15 protein-coding genes are annotated in these 19761 nt (G+C 43.6%); 8 read left to right on the top strand and 7 right to left on the bottom strand.

Features of this window, described 5'->3' with window-relative positions; genetic code table 11:
* Nucleotides 1-3: 3 nt before the first annotated feature.
* The 3 genes from BHV83_RS13245 to BHV83_RS13235 form a co-directional block, all read right to left on the bottom strand.
* Nucleotides 4-1560, bottom strand: a complete 1557-nt coding sequence (locus BHV83_RS13245; protein ID WP_005866369.1) for an ADP-ribosylglycohydrolase family protein — start codon at nucleotides 1558-1560, stop codon at nucleotides 4-6.
* A 21-nt stretch (nucleotides 1561-1581) separates the two neighbouring features.
* Nucleotides 1582-2505 carry a ribokinase gene (gene rbsK / locus BHV83_RS13240; protein WP_122115086.1) on the bottom strand — a complete coding sequence of 308 codons (924 nt, stop codon included), beginning with the start codon at nucleotides 2503-2505 and terminating at the stop codon, nucleotides 1582-1584.
* A 459-nt stretch (nucleotides 2506-2964) separates the two neighbouring features.
* A complete protein-coding gene (locus tag BHV83_RS13235; protein WP_005858079.1) occupies nucleotides 2965-3318 on the bottom strand; it encodes a winged helix-turn-helix transcriptional regulator in 354 nt (117 codons plus the stop codon).
* A 166-nt stretch (nucleotides 3319-3484) separates the two neighbouring features.
* On the opposite strand from BHV83_RS13235, the gene BHV83_RS13230 reads away from it, so the two are divergent.
* Nucleotides 3485-4015 (top strand): DJ-1/PfpI family protein, encoded by a 531-nt coding sequence (locus BHV83_RS13230; protein WP_022191891.1) that lies wholly within the window; start codon nucleotides 3485-3487, stop codon nucleotides 4013-4015.
* Nucleotides 4016-4227: 212 nt separating this feature from the next.
* On the opposite strand, the gene BHV83_RS13225 is transcribed toward BHV83_RS13230, so the two are convergent.
* Nucleotides 4228-6576 carry an ABC transporter permease gene (locus BHV83_RS13225; protein ID WP_122115088.1) on the bottom strand — a complete coding sequence of 783 codons (2349 nt, stop codon included), beginning with the start codon at nucleotides 6574-6576 and terminating at the stop codon, nucleotides 4228-4230.
* A 289-nt stretch (nucleotides 6577-6865) separates the two neighbouring features.
* Here BHV83_RS13225 and BHV83_RS13220 point away from each other — a divergent pair, with 289 nt between their 5' ends.
* Nucleotides 6866-7102, top strand: a complete 237-nt coding sequence (locus tag BHV83_RS13220) for a hypothetical protein (RefSeq protein ID WP_154396500.1) — start codon at nucleotides 6866-6868, stop codon at nucleotides 7100-7102.
* Nucleotides 7103-7316: 214 nt separating this feature from the next.
* Here BHV83_RS13220 and BHV83_RS13215 read toward each other — a convergent pair whose 3' ends face one another.
* The gene (locus BHV83_RS13215) at nucleotides 7317-9776 is read right to left on the bottom strand and encodes a ShlB/FhaC/HecB family protein (protein WP_353743782.1); all 2460 of its coding nucleotides are present in this window, start codon (nucleotides 9774-9776) and stop codon (nucleotides 7317-7319) included.
* A gap of 225 nt (nucleotides 9777-10001) precedes the next feature.
* Between BHV83_RS13215 and BHV83_RS13210 the strand changes: the two genes are divergently transcribed.
* The 6 genes from BHV83_RS13210 to rpiB all read left to right on the top strand — a co-directional run bounded on the left by BHV83_RS13210 (nucleotide 10002) and on the right by rpiB (nucleotide 17009).
* Nucleotides 10002-11078 (top strand): aldose epimerase family protein, encoded by a 1077-nt coding sequence (locus tag BHV83_RS13210; protein WP_005866355.1) that lies wholly within the window; start codon nucleotides 10002-10004, stop codon nucleotides 11076-11078.
* A gap of 45 nt (nucleotides 11079-11123) precedes the next feature.
* Entirely contained in the window at nucleotides 11124-12398 is a 1275-nt protein-coding gene (locus tag BHV83_RS13205; RefSeq protein ID WP_005866353.1) for an MFS transporter, read from the top strand.
* A 107-nt stretch (nucleotides 12399-12505) separates the two neighbouring features.
* Nucleotides 12506-13651, top strand: coding sequence for a galactokinase (galK, locus tag BHV83_RS13200; protein WP_005858095.1), 1146 nt, complete (start codon nucleotides 12506-12508; stop codon nucleotides 13649-13651).
* A gap of 20 nt (nucleotides 13652-13671) precedes the next feature.
* Nucleotides 13672-14364, top strand: a complete 693-nt coding sequence (locus BHV83_RS13195) for an NUDIX hydrolase (protein WP_008779607.1) — start codon at nucleotides 13672-13674, stop codon at nucleotides 14362-14364.
* Between the two features lie 180 nt (nucleotides 14365-14544).
* Nucleotides 14545-16575 carry a transketolase family protein gene (locus BHV83_RS13190; protein WP_286757608.1) on the top strand — a complete coding sequence of 677 codons (2031 nt, stop codon included), beginning with the start codon at nucleotides 14545-14547 and terminating at the stop codon, nucleotides 16573-16575.
* A 2-nt stretch (nucleotides 16576-16577) separates the two neighbouring features.
* On the top strand, nucleotides 16578-17009 hold the full coding sequence (gene rpiB, locus BHV83_RS13185) for a ribose 5-phosphate isomerase B (RefSeq protein ID WP_005866347.1): 432 nt from the start codon (nucleotides 16578-16580) through the stop codon (nucleotides 17007-17009).
* A 142-nt stretch (nucleotides 17010-17151) separates the two neighbouring features.
* On the opposite strand, the gene BHV83_RS13180 is transcribed toward rpiB, so the two are convergent.
* Nucleotides 17152-18729 (bottom strand): hydroxymethylglutaryl-CoA lyase-like TIM-barrel protein, encoded by a 1578-nt coding sequence (locus BHV83_RS13180; RefSeq protein ID WP_195205263.1) that lies wholly within the window; start codon nucleotides 18727-18729, stop codon nucleotides 17152-17154.
* A gap of 106 nt (nucleotides 18730-18835) precedes the next feature.
* Nucleotides 18836-19756, bottom strand: a complete 921-nt coding sequence (locus tag BHV83_RS13175; RefSeq protein WP_005858105.1) for an endonuclease/exonuclease/phosphatase family protein — start codon at nucleotides 19754-19756, stop codon at nucleotides 18836-18838.
* Nucleotides 19757-19761: the final 5 nt, after the last annotated feature.

Here is a 19761-nt window from a genome sequence, read left to right as displayed (position 1 = left end):
AATTTATTGGTGAACAATCTCTTTCGGAGCATCCGAGTAAATCAGTATCTCGCTGAAATGAACGGAGACATCATTACGTGGATTTAGCCATTTAAACGTAGCCGTATGTTTTCCCTTGGGCAGCTGATACTTCCAGAACAGGTCGTTCCTACGAGTCGTATAGGATGCCGGAAGGTTCGCCGTCTCAACCAGCTCCCCATCTAGGTACATCTCTACTCTCGCTACGTATTTATCATCTTTAGCGTTCACAAAGCCTTTGAATACGGCGCCTGTTCCCTCAAAAGGCAGTTCTCCTACATCGGGCAAATTCTTATTAACCGCCACTTTCTCTATCGGATACATACCCTCGAAAGCCTTCTCGTAACGAACGGCTACAGGTTGCTGGCATTTGATCGTCACCTCGTCACCTGAAACGGAACCGCCGTTGCGCTCTATCACTTGCAACGCTTGATCGAAGCCCATTTGGTAAGTCTTATTCAATGAGATGGTCGTATAGGCAAAATCCATATTCTCCACTTCTCTCAAGTTCTTCATCCAATAATCCGGTATATGGCTATAACCAAGGATTGTTCCTAAGATACCACCCGCGGAGGCTGGGTTGCAATCCGAGTCTTGTCCGCAACGGGTAGAGATATCCAATGTTTTATAGAAATCTCCCTCACCATAAAGCAAGCCGATAAGAATGTATGCGCTATTGATCACGGCATCAATATTGAACGGAACAAAAACACCATCCGGACAACCAATATCCGAGCTCCATTTCTTCTCACATTCAAACCAAGTGCGTTTCCAATCGTCCGGATATTCCTTATGCCAGCGGATCACATCGCTCATACATTTATAATAGATACTTTGCTCCGGTATCGTCTTCAATGCCTCGGTCACGATAAACTCGATATCATCCGAGATAAACGATAACGAATACATCGCCCCGACATACACACCGCCGTACCAACCATCTCCATAATTCATGATATGCCCGATCTTATCAGAAATCTCGGAAGCCGTATTCGGCATACCCGGCGACATCAGTCCGGCATAGTCCGCCTCGATCTGATAATCAAGATCATCCGCATGCGGGTTATTCAGCCAATGACCGGATGCCGGCGGCATGATCCCTTGTAAAATATTATAACGTGCCGACTGGTTAGCATGCCACAACGTATATCCAGCCGTAGCGAACGCCATGGCGAATGAGTCTACAGGAGCATCCAATCCCAACCGGTCAAAGACATCTACGAACGTAAGGTCCATATAAACATCATCGTATAATCCGGGAACATTCTCGTACCACCATTTGATATACCCGTCCGGCCATACGATCGGTACGTATTCCTGAATCATCGTTCCGTTATATTTGAACTCCGTCGGACCGCCATACGTACAGCCTATGGTTTGTCCGGCCCAACCTCCCTTAATCTTATCCATCAACTTTTCTTTACTAATCGTAAACTCAGCGGGAACCGTCGTTTGATCCTTTGCCGAGGGTTGTTGGGAACATGAGATCGCCCCTATAAATAAAGAGGCAGCCGCTATCATCGCAAATACTGTTTGTTTCATAATATTAGATTGTTTTTTAGATTAATCAAAGATATCTACCTCATTTCGATAAGGAGCGGAAGATTGCGCTCCCACACGAGTCACGGAAATGGCGGAAGCTTTGCAAGCGAATCTCACGGCTTCCCTTAAATCCCGCCCCTCGGCCAAAGCAACCGTTAAAGCACCGTTGAAAATATCCCCGGCCGCAGTAGTATCAACGGCTTCCACTTTTATCGCAGGAACCATATCTACCATGGAATCACAGTAAATCAAAGCTCCTTTTGAACCTAAAGTAATGATTACGTTCTGTACTCCCATCTCCATTATAACTTGCGCAGCCTTCTCCGCGGAAACCTCATCCGTGATCTTCACGCCGGTGATCATCTCCGCCTCTGTCTCATTCGGGGTAATCATATACAGATGGCGGAGTAACGCAGCCGACAAAGGTTGAGCTGGAGCCGGATTTAGTATTACTCGCTTATTTTTCTTCCAAGCTGTCTTTGCGACAAACTCAACAGTATCCATCGGTATTTCTAACTGCATTAATATCAACTCGGCTTGTTCTATAGCTTCCTCTGCCTTCGCTAAATCTGTTGGCAGTAAATTCGCATTTGCCCCAGAAGCCACAACAATACAATTCTCAGCATGGGCATCTACCGTAATCAACGCTACACCGGAAGGATTCTTCGGATCTGAGAAAATATAGGAAGTATCAATCCCCTCTTCCTCAAATAGCCGCTGGGATTGATGCCCGAATATATCACTGCCTGTTTTACAAATAAACGAGACCTGTCCCCCTAACCGAGCAACAGCAACCGCTTGATTCGCTCCTTTCCCACCCGGGTTCATAAAAAATGTTCCTCCTAATACGGTCTCCCCCGGACGAGGAAGATGATTCGTCTTTATGACCATATCGGTATTGCTACTTCCAACAACCAATATATTATGATTCCGTAAGTCTTTCATGCTTTTCTCTTATTAATCATTCGTTTAACAAAAATATCATATATTCCGCTTGGTACACCAGATTTCATGTTAATTTAAATTCATTCACCGATGTCGCAAATATAAAAAGATCCAAAATATAAAAATCATCAATTAATCTTCATCGTAGATAAACCCAAATCGATATATTTGCATCATACAATTTCTCATATTCACTATATATCAAACACTTGATAATATCAAAAGTTCCATGAATAACACATACATATTATTAGTGCTTGTCAATATCTTGACAAAAGCTGAAAAAAGATATTTCCACCTTTACGCAAACCTTCAAAACGGGGATCAGATGTACCTCGCCCTTTTTAATCTAATAGATGCTAATACGTCTCCCGAACAGCTGTATACACGCTTTTGTCAGATTCAAGGTTGAATTAGATAAAGCAAAAAAATTAGCGGATAGATTAATGCCAAAGCAAGTCATGACGTATGTAAAACCCGGCTTTCCATAATACCACTCATCTGCTGCAACGCCCAATCCACCAATCCTTGGATATGGGGAATAAGACTTAATCCTCTTTCCGTTAAGCAGTATTCTACTCGGGGAGGAACTTCCGCATAGACCTTTCGTTCGATCAGACCATCCGATTCCAGCGTACGCAAGGTTACGGTCAGCATACGTTGCGATACATCCGCGATGGTTTTATGGATATCACTAAAACGCATGGTACCGTTAGCACTTAAAGTGATAAGCACTAGCATAGACCATTTATCTCCTAGCCGGCTCAATACGTCTCTCACGGGGCAATTCCCCGTCGGATGAAAGTTTTTCATTTTTTAACCTTTTCTATTTACTTGAATCTCAACAATGGTTACATCCATGTAAGTTCCTTATTTATAAGTGCCTTCTTGTTTTCTCTAAAAAAGGGGCTTACTTTTACGCCACAAAAGTAATAAACTTACGAAAAATAACTATTGTATCACTTAATAATTTACGATTATGGCAAAGAAAGTAGCAGTTTTAGCGGTAAATCCAGTAAATGGATTTGGTTTGTTCCAATATTTGGAATCATTTTTCGAGAATGGCATTACTTATAAAGTATATGCGGTAGCCAATTCAAAAGAGATCAAAACGAACTCTGGCATAGCTTTGACAGTAGACGATGTGATCGCTAATTTAAAAGGGCATGAAGATGAATACGACGCAATGGTATTCGCTTGTGGCGATGCGGTTCCTGTTTTCCAGCAGAACGCTAGCAAACAATACAATATCGATCTAATGGATGTGATTAAGAATTTCGGGGAAAAGGGTAAAATTATGATTGGACATTGCGCTGCCGCTATGCTCTTCGACTTCACCGGAATCACGGAAGGAAAGAAGCTAGCGGTACATCCGTTGGCTAAGCCTGCCATTAGCAAAGGACAAGCAACAGATGAGGATTCCGTAGTCGATGGCAATTTCTTTACAGCGAAAGAAGAACATTATATCTGTACTATGATGCCTCAAGTTTTGGAGGCCTTGAAGAAATAAGTTCTAGGACAAATAAAGCCAACTATTTGAACAAGACAAAATGTAAGGGAGGGACTATTCGCATAAATCCTCCCTTACAAATTTCAAATTAGTTAGAAAAATCGGTTACAATCCAATACCTTATCTGTACTTCCAAAGTATCTTAGCTTCATCAGCAAAGTATGTTAAGTTACTTTGCCGATAAAGTTAACTTCGTTGCCGATGTAAGTTGTCTATAACATATCCACCGGATTCTCATTCGCCGCCCTCCAACTTTGGAACGTGACCACTCCTACCGTCAGGATACTGATCCCTAGCAATGCGACAAAATAAATCAAATAACTGACAGGGACTTTCTCCATAAAATTACTGCCCCATCTCTCCATAAAATAATAGGAAACTGGAATCGCGATAACAAAACTAATGAGCAAGACCTTTAAATAGACTTTATTCAAACGATATAGTATCTCACTCACGGAAGATCCATACACCCGCCTTATACCAATTTCTCGCCGCTGATAGTGGACATCAAACAATACCAGACTTAAAATACCTGCCAATGCCATCCAGATAGATAAAACACTGGATAAAATAACCCGGTCGCCAAACTGGATTTCTTTTTCATACAGATGCCGGGAGAATGTATCGCAAAACTCAAAATCAGGTAAACATGAAGGGGAAAGTTCGTTGAGCATATTCCTAATATAAAGTAAAACATTCCCTTTATCAGCCCCCGGCATCAACTTTATATAAGCGTAAGGCATATATAATTCTTCATTCGTCACAAAAGCGACAGGATAAGTAGCTAGCGACTCCGATGCTTTATGTGTGGAAGCGATCACCACCTCATCCGTAAATCCTAATACCCGGGCATCATTCCCCCAAAAGGTTTTCATACGGTCACCCACATGAAGGTTTAATTGCCTTTTCGCTTTTTGGTCAAAAACCAAAAGCAACTCTTTATTCCTCCCATCTTCCATCCTTGAGACACGTCCCTCGTTCGCGGTAATATCCATAAGGGATAAAAAATTAGGTGATACATTCAAATAATAAAAATAAATAGTCTCTCCATTAAACTCTGCGGCCCCGCCACGATTCTCATTGGTCGCTCCTATCTTACTAGCGGCGAAAGCCACATCCTCAATTCCCGCATAACCACGCAAACAGTTGGTAAAATTCTCTTTATATTTCTCGGTTATCTCCTTATTCAATTCTACGACAACTACATTATCATTCCCGAAACCAAAGGAATGACTCCGCATTGTCTCTATCTGCTTATAAATAAACAGTGACAGGACGATCAATATAATTGAAACCGTATACTGAAAACCAACCAGACATTCCCGCATTCTTTTTCCCTTTGGAGACAAACCAAAAGAACCGTTCAGCACGATTCGCTGAGGAATAGAAGTTGCATAAATAGCCGGATATGCACCGGCCAATAGTCCCGCACACAAAGTCATAAATAATCCACCAAAAAAAACTATTCCCTTCATATGAAACCCTCCTCCAATGCAACCTTCATAAACCAATAACAGCAAAAAGGATATAGCATAAGACAATAGCGCAAAAAGAAAAGACTCTAACCAAAGAAATCCACGCAACCGCCATACCGAGTCCCCTAGAATTTTGCGGATGTTAATACTTTTTATTCTTGCCGGAACCAATGCCATTGTAAAGTTTATAAAATTAATCACTGCTATCAATACCACTAGAAACGAAGCGCTAAACAACAAATCCGTTTGTCTTTTATTCCCTGATTTTATGTAAGTAACACTATTCATATCATTCATATAATAAATATCGCATAAATTCACCAAACGGGTCTGTACCTCTTGGAGCCTCTCGTATTGCTTGAAGGGAAATGCTTGGTTAAACTGGGAGCAAATGAGATCTTTTTGTGACGGATCATCTAAAAGGACATAACAAAGGAAAATCCAGTTATCCCAATCATCCATACAATAAGTCGACGATAAAGAAGTATAAATGGCATTATTCAATTGTGTATTTTCCGGGAAATCTTTATAAACTCCTCCTACGACTAGTGATTTTCGTTCCTTGCTCCAAATCTCTTCTTCCGCAAGCAACTCCTTACCAATAGCCGATGACTCGCCAAATATCTTCCGGACCATACTTTCCGGCAAAAGGCATTTCTCCGGATCATCTAAGCAATCTAGTGAACCTTCCACCAATTGGAAGTCAAATATAGAAACGATCCCCGGAGTACAGGTTATCACCGGTTCCTTATAACCTTTGAGAATCTCGTCCCTCCCGATCGTAAAATAAACTTCCCCTATGTAAGGATTTATGATCGTACTTTCCAATATATGTGGAGAAGACGAGGCAAATGCTTGGGCGAAAGGCAGGATTTGCGTAGGCCATTGACTTTTACTTGTCACACAATCCAATCGATAAATAGCCTCGGCTTTCGAGTGTATTTTATCAAAAGTTCGTTCGGATTCCGTACGGATAGCTACGCTATCAAATAAAGTAAAGGCGATAACGAGGCCGCATATATTTAGTGTTGCCGCCATTTTATTTGCCTTCAACGTGATAATAAAATTTCGATATATAGAGTTCATGATACGCTTGTTTTTCGTATAAAATAAATTGACACAACTCTCCTCTATGCCCTTGAAGACAGGGCATAATCATGTCTAATTCAGCATACGACAAAGCACATAGCAAGAGTATCGCTCTTGCCAAAAGACGGATTTTAATCGAACATAACTTACCCTCCGTTCGTAAAACAACAAAGCTACCGACTGGGTAAACAAAGCGAGGAAAAAATTCAATGAGGCAATAAGATACAAAAGTTTCTCCCCAAAAGCGGAGAAAGACGTCAAAGGAGTTATGATTTCTTGAAAAGAGATGAAAGCAGCCGGCTCTTTATTCGCTATTGAAAATAAAGATGTAGAAGCACACGCCCGTACCTCCTTTTGGGAGAAAGAATCGTTGGCGACCACAGTCAATGCGGCAAAAACGACCATGCACAAAAACATTGCCCTTAACCATTTCATAACAAGAACAAAATTGATCAAAGGCAAATGTATAGATTTTCACTCAATAAATCCAAACAATAAGCATGCAAATAACACGAATATGTAAATCATTGATTATCATCAGCCTTAAAAACATGATTATATTTCTGAAAAAACACGTACATGTTTTCCACAAAAGTCGTACATGTTTTTCGGAAAACACGTACACGTTTTTACCGGGTCATACGACAGAAGACAAGAACAAATATAGAAATAGACAATAACCCTCCTTATCATGATGAGAATTTCCCTCATCAGTCCCGTGTAAGTTTGAGGCTATATCAAAACCCAAGCCCCAACTCAAAGGCGAACCGGAAACTATCCGTCGAGCCGAACCAAGAATATTTAGTGGTGAACTTATTCAAGAAAGTAAGCCAAATCCCGCCACCATAGGAAGTATGCCAACTATGGGAACGCTCACCGGGAAACCAGACCCGCCCATAATCAAAGCCCGCGAATAGACCATATTTTAAGGGAGTGAACGGATTCTTTAGTTTTCCCATGTCCAAGCGTAAATCCGAGTATTGGTAAAAGGATTGCTTTCCGATAAAACGGTTCTCACGGAATCCCCTTAAATCAATCGTGGCGGCTTGATAGAACTCATAGTCATTATCGAATAATACCGTTCCCTTCATCAAGGAGGCCCAAGTAAAACGATCCGAGAACCGTACGTTCCATGAAAGGCTTCCCTGCGCATAGGGGAAATTACGTTCCGGCTTTTTCAAATTCATTTTCCATCCGGCCGTCCATTCGGTTTCCAATAGGGGAAGCCACGAATAAGGCTGTTTCGTTATCCGGTAAGTAGCACCAAGACCTACGAAATAATTCGTGCGGAAAATAGGATGATCTTCTCCATAAACCGTATAAATATATCGATCATCCGTACGTTTAGCCTTGTACATATCCAAAGAGCCAAAGAATGTCATCACCTCTTCTTTCCTCAAATCCATCTCGAAGGATGGATTAAACATATACGTCCGGAGCTTCACCCGGTTATAATTCTTTTTCTCCTCTTTATAGCCCGCCGTATTATTTCCAAATCCGAAGAAGTTCTCGAAGTTACGGGGTGAAGAAATGGAGGCATTTAGGTATAAACGTCTCCGGCCATCATAATTAGGGAAGATACCTGCATACATGAACCCTTTCAAATAATTATACCCGATCCGATGCTGATAGGTGAATGGGGCTCGTTTAAAGCCATACATCGTATATGTAAAGAACGTACCCAAACTAATACCTTTATCCGAATCATATATTCCCCACGGGGTAAAAGATATCTTATGGTATTTTATCTTCTGGTAATCATATTTATAATCTTTATCATAGACATGTATTTTCCGGTTATGATTCAATTGGTATTGGTTCTCCCCCTCTCCGGAGATCAAGTATATCGGAAAATCTTTCCGTGTATTTCCCTTCACTTCAAACGTATCGTTTCCCGCAAGCCCATATAACCACAGTTCCTTGGTTTCCTTGCCGGAGAATTGTTGTTCCAACCTACAGTCTCCGGTCTCGGGATCATAAATCCGTAAAACAGTCCGGTCCGGCGCTTGCCGCTCGATCAAGAAATAATCGGATTGATTGGTTCCGGCAACCACTGGCGTACGTTGCAATAAGCGATAATATTGACTGGCAACCGCTTCCAACTCTAGCCTCCTTCGTTTCAACTTTCGTTTAATCAGTTCTATCTCATCATGTTTTACACCTTCCGGCAAATAAGTAAAAGCGCTATCGATCAAAGAGTCGGTCATCTGTCTCCGAATTTCTTGGGCTTGGCGTATCCAAACCGACTCATCACTGCGGCCTGCTACCGCCATATCCAGCGCAAAAGCTAGCTTATTGATTTTCTTTGTATCTTTTAAAATCAGGCTATCATAATTACAGATAAAATCCAACGATAACATCTTCAACATTTGCTTGAACAATACTCCGTCCACCTTCGTGAAAGCATGATTCCTATCGATCACGATCGGGGTATAAATTACGCTATCATTGACGGTATGTGACTGCCACTCCCAGTTTTCGTTCATCTTATTCCAATCTCCGGTCCACATATCGAAAATACGTTCCCGAATGTATAGATTTTGATCCGCCATATAGTTTTTACTCACTTGAAGGCTGTCTAGAAAGTCTTCCGTGGTATACAAATTAGACCTTAAATTAATATCCGGAACATTGATTAGATTGACCAGCCTATCTTGTATATCGCTGCCGTCCGCAACTGTGTCTTTCCGTATGTGGGAAGGAATATAGTAAATACGGGAGGGAGAAAAACTCAATCCCGCGGACTTCGCTAAATAATCTGCGACCAAAAAGGTATAGGGATTGATAATCGTATAAGCATCTCCTAAGAACTCATCCAAATATGTATTCTTAAAATCAGTCTTATTATATATTTCCCGGAAAAACTTCGACTCCAAGAAACTCGTAGAGCCACCCAAGGGCTTTAGCAAATACAATTGCTTACGCTTATTCTCCAACAATAATCCGTGAAACCCTTCCGCTTGCCCGACGATATCCATCCCACCCCCCAACGTTTCTATCGTAGCCGAAGGAACCCTGATCGGGATCGTATAAAGGTGACGATAATGCCTCCCCCACATCCAATTATAGATCTTGCTTTTACCACTATCCGCTTGCGGATAAATGGACTTACGTACCCAATCTTGAGATTGGGAATAAAGCAAGCCGGGCATAAGCACAAAGAGTATGAGTATGATATATTTATAGGACGACCGCATGGACAATTTCTTTCTATCTCTGTTTTACTAATAACAGGGGTAAGACAAGAGTTGTTTTGTTTTTTTAGCCTAAGAGAAGAATCAAGGACTTGACGTATAAACAAGCGATAATTATATATTTTTGGTAGACAAATCTAAAATCATGCTATAAAACATTATTCAGAAAGGTTATAAATACAAAGAAGAAAGTTACTTTTACACGCAATTTCAATAATATTGATACGCATGAAGAACATAAATACACTGTCGGGCTTGTCTGTTGCTAACTTCAGCAAGCAAATTGACGGGAAAGAAACGGCGCTTTATACCCTGTGTAACAAGGTTGGAGCAGAGCTAGCGATCACGAATTATGGAGCGAAAATCGTCTCACTGATGGTTCCGGATAAGAACGGAAAAATGACCGATGTCGTTACTGGCCATAATTCGATTGAAGAGTACTTAACATCAGAAGAACCTTATTTCGGTGCCATTTGCGGTCGTTATGGAAATCGTATCGCCGCTGGAAAATTCACGATCGACGGTATTACTTATGACAAATTAGCCATAAATAATGGCCCCAATAGCTTGCATGGCGGAATCAAGGGATTCAATGCGGTCGTATGGGACGCCAAACAAATAGACGAGCAAACCATTGAGTTGAAATATACCTCCGCCGATGGCGAGGAAGGTTTCCCCGGAGAACTAAAGACAACCGTAACTTATCATCTGACAAATGAGAATGAGGTCGTTATCTCCTATCAAGCCTCTACGGACAAACCTACGGTCTTGAATCTAACCAATCATTCTTATTTTAACCTATCCGGTGCGGGAGACCCTTATATAGGAGACCATATTCTCACGATCAACGCCGACTATTATCTGCCTACAGACAATACGGCAATCCCGTACGGACCTAAAGAGAAGGTAGAAGGTACACCGATGGACTTCCGGACTCCTCATGAGGTAGGCGAACGAATCAATGACAATTTCGAACAGCTTATATTCGGTAAGGGATATGACCACACGTACATATTAAATAAAGAGGACAACGAACTTTCTTACTGCGCTCGCTGCTCCTCCCCCAAGACCGGTATCGTAATGGAAACTTATACGACTCAACCGGGCGTGCAATTATACACAGGTAACTGGATGACTGGGAATTTCGAAGGTAAGAACGGACAACGCTACCCGGAACGGGCCGCTTTATGTCTGGAAACCCAGCATTTCCCCGATAGCCCCAACAAACCGGAATATCCGACAACGGAACTCCGCCCGGGCGAGGTTTTCCAAAGTACTACTATTTATAAATTCAGTGTAGAATAAGAGAATAATTTAAGTAATCTAATAATCTAAAACAACAAAAAAGAAATGGAATCAACAGCAAAAAAGAATTACACATTGCCTATTATCATGATGGTGGCTCTCTTCTTCATGATATCTTTCGTGACGGGTCTACAGAACCCATTCGGTATCATCGTTAAGAACCAGTTCGCTGCCAGCAACTTCATGTCGCAGCTGGGTAACGCAGCTAACTTTATTGCCTATGCCTTCATGGGTATTCCGGCCGGTATGCTATTGCAGAAGATCGGTTACAAGAAAACCGCTTTGTTAGCGATCATCGTAGGTTTCTGTGGTGTAGGTATTTCTTATCTTTCCGGTGTGGCTGGTAGCTACGCTGTTTATTTGACAGGTGCTTTCGTGTCCGGTTTCTCTATGTGTATGTTGAATACCGTAGTAAACCCGATGTTGAACACGCTAGGTGGTGGTGGAAACAAAGGTAACCAATTAATTCAGGTTGCCGGTTCCGTGAACTCTATCGGCGCTACGATCGTTCCGGTATTGGTTGGTTATTTGATCGGTGACGCTGCTAAGGCTCAGATCAGTGACGCTAACCCGGCATTGTTCTTGGCTATGGGTATCTTTGCCATCGTATTTATCGTATTGTTCTGCATGCAAATTCCGGAACCGCATATGGTTAAAGAAAATGAAGCCAAGACTCCGGACAAGCACAGCGCGCTTTCTTTCCGTCACTTCATTTTAGGTGCCATCGCAATCTTCTTGTATGTGGGTGTCGAAGTAGGTATTCCTAACTTCATGAACTTGTTCGCTACTTCTCCTGAGATCGGTATCGATCCTACAGTAGCCGGTTCTATCGTGGGTACATATTGGTTCTTGATGATGATCGGACGTCTGTTCGGTGCCTCTTTCGGAGCTAAGATCTCTAGTAAGGCGATGTTGTCATCAGCCGCCACGGTAGGTATGATCTTTATCTTGATCGCTATCTTCGCCCCTGCTACGACAAAAGTTAGTATGCCTGTATTCTTGTCTGATATCTCTTTCGGTATGGTTGAGGTTCCGGTTGGAATCATGTTCATGGCTCTTTGTGGTTTATGTACTTCCATCATGTGGGGTGGTATCTTCAACTTGGCAGTAGAAGGTTTAGGTAAATATACGGCAGCCGCTTCCGGTATCTTCATGGTGATGGTTTGCGGTGGAGGTATTCTTCCGTTGATCCAAGGAGCTGTAGCCGACGCTGGCGGTTTCATTACTAGCTTCTGGGTGGTATTCCTAGGATTGGCATATTTGCTATATTACGCTTTGATCGGTAGCAAGAACGTAAACAAAGACATTCCTGTTGAATAATAAGGACAGGACATAATATGATAAAGAAGAAATTATCCGGCAGAGTTATCTGAATGGGTAATTTCTTCTTGTTTATTCAATTATTTACCTTAATCAAATTAAGTATCATGCAACAAAAAATCAGAACTAAATTTAAAGAGTTATTTAATACCGAAGGTAGCTTATACACATCCCCGGGACGTATTAACTTGATCGGTGAACACACTGATTATAATGGAGGTTTCGTTTTTCCGGGTGCTGTAGATAAAGGGATGATCGCCGAGATCAAACCGAATGGGACGGGCAAAGTCCGGGCGTTCTCCATCGACTTAAATGATTACGCTGAATTTGGCTTGACCGAGGAGGACGCTCCTTCCGCAAGCTGGGCAAGATATATCTTTGGCGTATGCCGGGAGATTATTAAACGAGGTGGTAATATCCAAGGTTTCGATACCGTATTCGCTGGAGACGTGCCTCTGGGCGCTGGAATGTCTTCTTCCGCCGCATTGGAAAGTACTTATGCTTTCGCATTGAATGACTTATTCTCATTGAATATCGATAAATTCGAGTTGGCTAAGATCGGTCAAGCTACAGAACATAATTATTGTGGCGTGAATTGCGGTATCATGGACCAATTCGCTTCCGTATTCGGCAAGGCCGGAAGTTTGATCCGCTTGGATTGCCGTTCTTTGGAATATAAATATTATCCGTTTAATCCGGTTGGTTACAAACTCGTGTTATTGGATTCGGTCGTTAAGCATGAGTTGGCATCCTCAGCCTACAACAAACGCCGTAAATCCTGCGAGAACGTGGTAGCCGCCATTCGCCGCAACCATCCGGAAGTAGAGTTCTTACGTGACGCTACGATGGAGATGCTGAACGAGGTAAAAGCGGATGTCAGCGCAGAGGATTACATGCGTGCCGAATATGTTATCGAGGAAATCCAACGTGTACTCGACGTATGTGCCGCTTTGGAGAAAGGCGACTATGAGACTGTCGGCGAAAAGATGTACGGCACGCATCAAGGTATGAGCAAGCTTTATGAAGTTAGCTGCGAGGAACTGGATTTCTTGAACGATATCGCCAAGGAATGTGGTGTAACGGGTTCTCGTGTCATGGGTGGAGGATTCGGCGGTTGTACGATCAACTTGGTTAAGGATGAGTTGTACGACGATTTCGTGAAGAAAGCCTTCTCCGCTTATAAAGAGAAGTTTGGCCGTGAACCTAAATTATATAATGTAGTAATCAGCGACGGAGCACGCAAGCTCTGTTAATCTTTAAAATCCATAAAACGATGTCAGCAGCTTTTTATCAAGACGAAGTAAAATTCTATGTTGCCGTAGATTGTATCATTCTAGGGTTTAACAATAAGGAGTTGAATGTTTTATTATACAAACGTTCGTTCGAGCCGATGAAAGGACAGTGGTCTCTTATGGGAGGCTTCGTGAAATCCGGGGAAAGCGTGGATGAAGCAGCATCACGGGTATTAACCGATTGCACGGGCATCGAGCATCTTTTTATGGAACAAATAGGGGCTTACGGAGATGTATCGCGTGACCTAGGGGAGCGGGTTATCTCCGTAGCTTACTATTCCTTGGTGAATATGAATGATTTTAGTCCCGAGATCTTGGAAAGCCATAACGCTACTTGGACCAAGATATCCGAGCTTCCCGACTTGATTTTCGACCATAACCAAATGATAAACGATACGTTGTCCGTCCTTAAAAAGAAAGCGGCAAGCCGCCCTATCGGTTTCAATTTGCTTCCCGAGCAATTTACCTTGCCCCAACTACAGACATTGTATGAGGCCATCTACCAAACCCTTTTAGACAAACGAAACTTCCGCAAAAAGCTAAACGCCATGGATATTCTGGAAAAACTGGATATCAAAGACAAGAAAAGTTCTAAACGAGGAGCTTTCCTCTACAAATTCAACGAGAAAAAATACAACAAATGGGTTGAACAGGGTTTCGACTTCTCGCTCTAATCCGAATGATGTATACCCGCAAGAATAAGGCGCTCAGCGGGCTATCTTAAATATCTCTCAATTTATCAAAAATATAAGAAGATAGGAACCTTTACCGAAAAGGAATTGTTTGATTGATATAACGGCTCTTACAAAGAGTTTGATTATCTTTGCAGTCAAATAAATAATTCATCTGATAAAATGAACGATATTCAAGTAATGAACAAAGCAGCTGATAACATCCGTATACTGGCTGCGTCAATGGTGGAGAAAGCGAACTCCGGGCACCCGGGTGGCGCTATGGGTGGTGCAGACTTTGTTAACGTACTGTTCTCAGAGTTCTTAATATACGATCCCAAGAATCCCAAATGGGAAGGACGCGATCGTTTCTTCCTTGACCCGGGGCATATGTCTCCGATGCTTTATTCCGTACTGGCTTTAAGCGGCAAATTCACATTGGATGAACTTCAACAGTTTCGCCAATGGGGAAGCGTTACTCCGGGACATCCTGAGGTAGACGTTATACGTGGTATCGAAAACACGTCCGGCCCGCTGGGACAAGGACATACTTATGCGGTAGGTGCGGCTATCGCAGCTAAATTCTTGAAAGCACGTCTGGGTGAGGAAGTAATGAACCAGACTATTTACGCATATATTTCCGATGGAGGTATCCAAGAGGAAATCTCCCAAGGTGCCGGACGTATCGCCGGAACTTTAGGACTGGATAACTTGATCATGTTCTACGACGCTAACAACGTGCAGCTATCTACCAAGGTAGAAGACGTCGATGCGGAGAACGTAGCCATGAAATACGAGGCTTGGGGCTGGAAAGTCATTCAAATAAACGGTAACGACGTAAACGAGATCCGCAAGGCTTTAAAAGAGGCTAAGGCAGAGATCTCCAAACCGACTTTGATCATCGGTAACACCGTTATGGGGAAAGGTGCTGTCGGCGCTGATAACAGCTGTTACGAGAATAAGGTATCTACTCACGGACAACCTTTATCCGCGGCAGGAGCTTCCATCGCAGATACGATCAAGAACCTAGGAGGCGATCCGGAACATCCGTTCGCAATCCTTCCTGAGGTAGCCGAATTATATGCCAAACGTGCGAAAGAACTGGAAGTAATCGTCGCCGAGCGTTACGCCGTGAAAGACGTCTGGGCGAAAGCTCACCCGGACTTAGCGGCTAAGATGGAGCAATGGTTCTCCGGTAAGGCTCCTAAAATCGACTGGGCCGCAATCGAGCAGAAAGCGAACCAAGCGACCCGTGCCGCTTCCGCTACCGTATTAGGTGTGCTTGCTACCCATGTAGAAAACATGATCGTAGCTTCCGCCGACCTTTCCAATTCCGATAAGACAGACGGCTTCTTGAAAAAGACTCATGCTTTCGTGAAAGGCGACTTTAGCGGAGCTTTCTTCCAAGCGGGTGTAGCCGAGCTTTCTATGGCTTGTATCTGTATCGGTATGTCTTTACATGGTGGCGTGATCGCCGCTTGCGGTACTTTCTTCGTATTCTCCGATTACATGAAGCCTGCGTTACGTATGGCCGCATTGATGGAGCAGCCCGTTAAGTTCATCTGGACACACGACGCTTTCCGTGTTGGAGAAGACGGACCTACGCACGAGCCGGTAGAGCAAGAAGCTCAAGTTCGTTTATTAGAGAAATTGAAGAATCATAAGGGACACAACTCCATGTTGGTACTTCGTCCGGCAGACGTTGTGGAGACAACAGTCGCATGGAAACTAGCGATGGAGAACGTTTACACTCCTACCGCATTGATTCTTTCTCGTCAGAATATCACAGATCTTCCCGCTAAGGAAAACCGCTATCAAGAGGCTTTGCAAGCGGAAAAGGGTGCCTATGTCGTCAATGAAGACGCTAATGCGGATGTAATTCTTTTGGCTTCCGGTTCCGAGGTATCGACTTTGGTCGAGGGCGCCGCCCTGCTTCGTGCCGATGGCATAAAGGTTCGTATCGTTTCCGTACCTTCCGAAGGTCTATTCCGTTCACAAAGCAAAGAGTACCAAGAATCCATTCTTCCCGCAGGAAGCAAGATTTTCGGCTTAACCGCTGGTCTTCCGGTTAATCTGGAAGGGTTGGTAGGTCCTAACGGCAAGGTATGGGGACTTGAATCCTTCGGTTTCTCCGCCCCTTACAAAGTATTGGACGAGAAATTAGGTTTCACGGCTAAGAACGTTTATAACCAAGTAAAAGAATTATTAGCATAAAGATGGGTATAGTAGGTTTGTGTAGCGATCACGCTGGTTTTGAGTTAAAAGAATATATAAAGACAATCCTCGATGAAAGGGGATTGTCTTATAAAGATTTTGGAACTTATTCCTCTGACAGTTGCGATTATCCGGATTTCGCCCATCTGATGGGCAAGGCCGTAGAAGCTGGCGAGGTTTATCCGGGAATAGCTGTCTGCGGTACAGGGAATGGCATTAGTATGACCTTGAACAAACATCGGGGTGTCCGTGCCGCCTTATGCTGGCGAGAGGATATCGCGAAACTGGCACGTGAGCATAACGACGCGAACGTGTTATCAATGCCCGGTCGTTTTATCAGCAAGGAAGAGGCTAAGAAAATCGTTGAGATATTCTTGGATACACCTTTTGAGGGTGGTCGCCACCAACGTCGTATAGACAAGATCCCTTTGTAAAGTCCGCGAAAAAGTCACTTTATAGAATAAAGAAGGCTCTCCCATGGTTCGCTTACCATTCGGAGAGCCTTTTCGTATCACCGTTTAAACGGCAACGTACATATAATAGATGACGGATGCCAAATTTGAAGACTTTCTACTATTAAACATTCGATCTCGCTTTTTGTTCTTTCCATTTAGTTAAAAATGTACGGGCTACCGTCGGGAATAACTCCAGCAACAGTATTTCTTTCTCATTCTCAGCCAATAACACATCCAAATCCTCCAATACAGGATTCTCTTGCATCACGTAATGGGAACCGTCGTAAGGCACCTCATTTTGTACGCCGGTGATTTTCAACCGAAACGCCGGATCTACCGGAATCGGCGTCTTGCCATACTCTCCTTTTACCAAGGCGATAAACTGGTTGGAAGGATTACTATACATCGGGCGGCCTTTCAGCTCATCCAGCGCACAGGAAACCGCTTGCGCCCCGATAATCTGGCTCGTAGGCGTCACCAACGGAGGCAAGCCGGCATCCATCCGTACTTGCGGAATGAGCGACATCGCCTTCTCCAACAAGTCGATCTGCCCCAATTGCTTCAACTGGGCAACCATATTTGTGTACATACCTCCCGGGATCTGCGCTTTTTTCACCAACTCGTTCGGCTCGGGGAAATCAAAATACTCCTCGATCGCACGGCAATAAAGCAGCAAATCGTCCTCCTTATCTTTCCGAGCGGCCTCGATGGCATCGTTGAAGAAGCGGTCGATCTCGGCGGGGAAACTATCCTCTACGGGATTAAAGGGCCTTGGGAATTTCTTAGCGGTATCGAATGCGGAAAGTTCCTTGCGGATCGTCAATAATTCCTTGTTGATCTTAGCGATCGCATCCATATCAAGATCCAGCTCGATACCCAATTTCTTGCAGAAGATATAGACCAGTTCTACTGCGGGAGCGGCTGGTCCTCCGGCGAAGTTCCATATATTCGTATCAACGATATCCACCCCATTGATAATGGCGGATATGACCGACGCCAATCCGTAACCGGGCGTACAATGCGTATGGAAATCCACCGGTACTTTCAAGCTCTTCTTGAACAATCGCACCAATTCCGCCGTACGAGCCGGAGGTATCAAACCACTCATATCCTTCAGGGTGATCATATCAGCGCCCAGCGACTCCAGTTGAAGGGCCTTGTTTAAGAAATACTCATTCGTAAAAACAGGCTTATGCAAGGGCCGTCCATGCAAGGCGGCTTTTATACGTTCTACCGGGGAATGGTGAGGATCTATCGTATAACAGATGGCACAGTCGGCCTTTCCCCCGAATTTCTTCACATAACGGATCGTGGATTTCACGTTATCCACGTCGTTCAAAGCATCGAAAATACGCATGATATCGATACCGGAACGAATCGAGTTCCGGCAAAAGCCTTCTATAATCTCGTCGGGATAAGGATTATAACCGAATAAATTACGCCCACGGGAAAGAGCGGATAACTCGGAGGAATTTCCTATTTTCTCTTTGATGATCTCTAAACGATCCCACGGATTCTCACCTAAATAACGCATCACGGAATCGGGAACCGCCCCACCCCATACTTCCATGGCATAAAAGCCTGCGTCTTTGTAGTAAGGAAGTACACGGTCTATTTGCGCTTGAGACATTCTTGTAGCGAATGCCGATTGCTGACCATCGCGAAGAGTCAAATCACGAATCAATAATTTACGTATCATACCAAATTTGTTTAGATCGTTTTAGTCAATATTCTGATTATATAACAAGATCTAAACAAATTTGATAAAGATTACGGGGTTAATAATAACCAATTTTTCTAAAACCTCAGTCTTTTACTTCCACAACGATCATTACGGGAAAGTGGTCGGAAGGGGTACGGGCCTCATATTTACTCAATGACACCTCTTTCGGGAAATTACCGTTTTGCTCCTTCCGGGCGCTTTCTTTCGCCTCGGAGCGATAAGTATCCGTTAAGATTCCATACTTCTTCACCTCAAATTCTTTCGTAAGAAAAAGGTGGTCGATACGGCTATCGGTCTTGCGGTCCGGATGGAAACCGTTGAAGGTACCATTCGGGGCATAGCGGAAATCAGCGATCTCATAAGAGTCACGCATGATACCGGAACCATCTAACAACTGATAGGACTCACTTGTTTGGTCCACGTTGAAATCGCCGGTAAGGATAGCGGGAAGTTTCTTGGGGAACTCCTTGATCTTCTCCAAGATCAGCTTGGCGCTCTCGGCACGTGCCTGTACGCCTACATGGTCCATGTGAAGGTTGAAGAACAAGAAAGTGAAACCGGTTTGCTTATCCCGGAACTCACCCCACGTACAGATACGGGGAAGGACGGCATCCCAGCCCTTATTCGGACGGTCGGTGATCTCGGATAGCCAGAAATCGCCATGCTCCAAAACCTCGAACTTGTCCGTGCGGTAAAAGATAGCCGAATGCTCTCCCGCCCGCTTACCATCGTCACGTCCCACACCGATATAATCATATCCGGGCATGGCTTGCCTCAAGTCCTGCAATTGCGGATATTTGCCCTCTTGGGTACCAAAGATATCGAACCCGTGAAATTGTACGATCTGGGCGATGTAAGGATAGCGTTGTCCCCAACCGTTACCGTTCGTGGAATCGCCGCCGTTGGCGTTACGCAAATTATAGGTGGCAACCACCATTGTCTCCGCCTGTAAGGTTAATACGGCGCAAAAAAGAAAAATAAAAGAATAAATAACTTTCTTCATGATCT

The organism is Parabacteroides sp. merdae-related_45_40 (assembly GCF_001915675.1).
This window is presented reverse-complemented; position numbering and strand designations above follow the sequence as displayed.

Coding starts and splice junctions, on each gene's coding strand:
- BHV83_RS13220 (WP_154396500.1), top strand. CDS start 6,866: ATGAAAGCAGCCGGCTCTTTATTCGCTATTGAAAATAAAGATGTAGAA.
- galK (WP_005858095.1), top strand. CDS start 12,506: ATGCAACAAAAAATCAGAACTAAATTTAAAGAGTTATTTAATACCGAA.
- BHV83_RS13180 (WP_195205263.1), bottom strand. CDS start 18,729: ATGATACGTAAATTATTGATTCGTGATTTGACTCTTCGCGATGGTCAG.
- BHV83_RS13175 (WP_005858105.1), bottom strand. CDS start 19,756: ATGAAGAAAGTTATTTATTCTTTTATTTTTCTTTTTTGCGCCGTATTA.
- BHV83_RS13245 (WP_005866369.1), bottom strand. CDS start 1,560: ATGAAACAAACAGTATTTGCGATGATAGCGGCTGCCTCTTTATTTATA.
- BHV83_RS13235 (WP_005858079.1), bottom strand. CDS start 3,318: ATGAAAAACTTTCATCCGACGGGGAATTGCCCCGTGAGAGACGTATTG.
- BHV83_RS13225 (WP_122115088.1), bottom strand. CDS start 6,576: ATGAACTCTATATATCGAAATTTTATTATCACGTTGAAGGCAAATAAA.
- rpiB (WP_005866347.1), top strand. CDS start 16,578: ATGGGTATAGTAGGTTTGTGTAGCGATCACGCTGGTTTTGAGTTAAAA.
- BHV83_RS13210 (WP_005866355.1), top strand. CDS start 10,002: ATGAAGAACATAAATACACTGTCGGGCTTGTCTGTTGCTAACTTCAGC.
- BHV83_RS13195 (WP_008779607.1), top strand. CDS start 13,672: ATGTCAGCAGCTTTTTATCAAGACGAAGTAAAATTCTATGTTGCCGTA.
- BHV83_RS13230 (WP_022191891.1), top strand. CDS start 3,485: ATGGCAAAGAAAGTAGCAGTTTTAGCGGTAAATCCAGTAAATGGATTT.
- rbsK (WP_122115086.1), bottom strand. CDS start 2,505: ATGAAAGACTTACGGAATCATAATATATTGGTTGTTGGAAGTAGCAAT.
- BHV83_RS13205 (WP_005866353.1), top strand. CDS start 11,124: ATGGAATCAACAGCAAAAAAGAATTACACATTGCCTATTATCATGATG.
- BHV83_RS13190 (WP_286757608.1), top strand. CDS start 14,545: ATGAACGATATTCAAGTAATGAACAAAGCAGCTGATAACATCCGTATA.
- BHV83_RS13215 (WP_353743782.1), bottom strand. CDS start 9,776: ATGCGGTCGTCCTATAAATATATCATACTCATACTCTTTGTGCTTATG.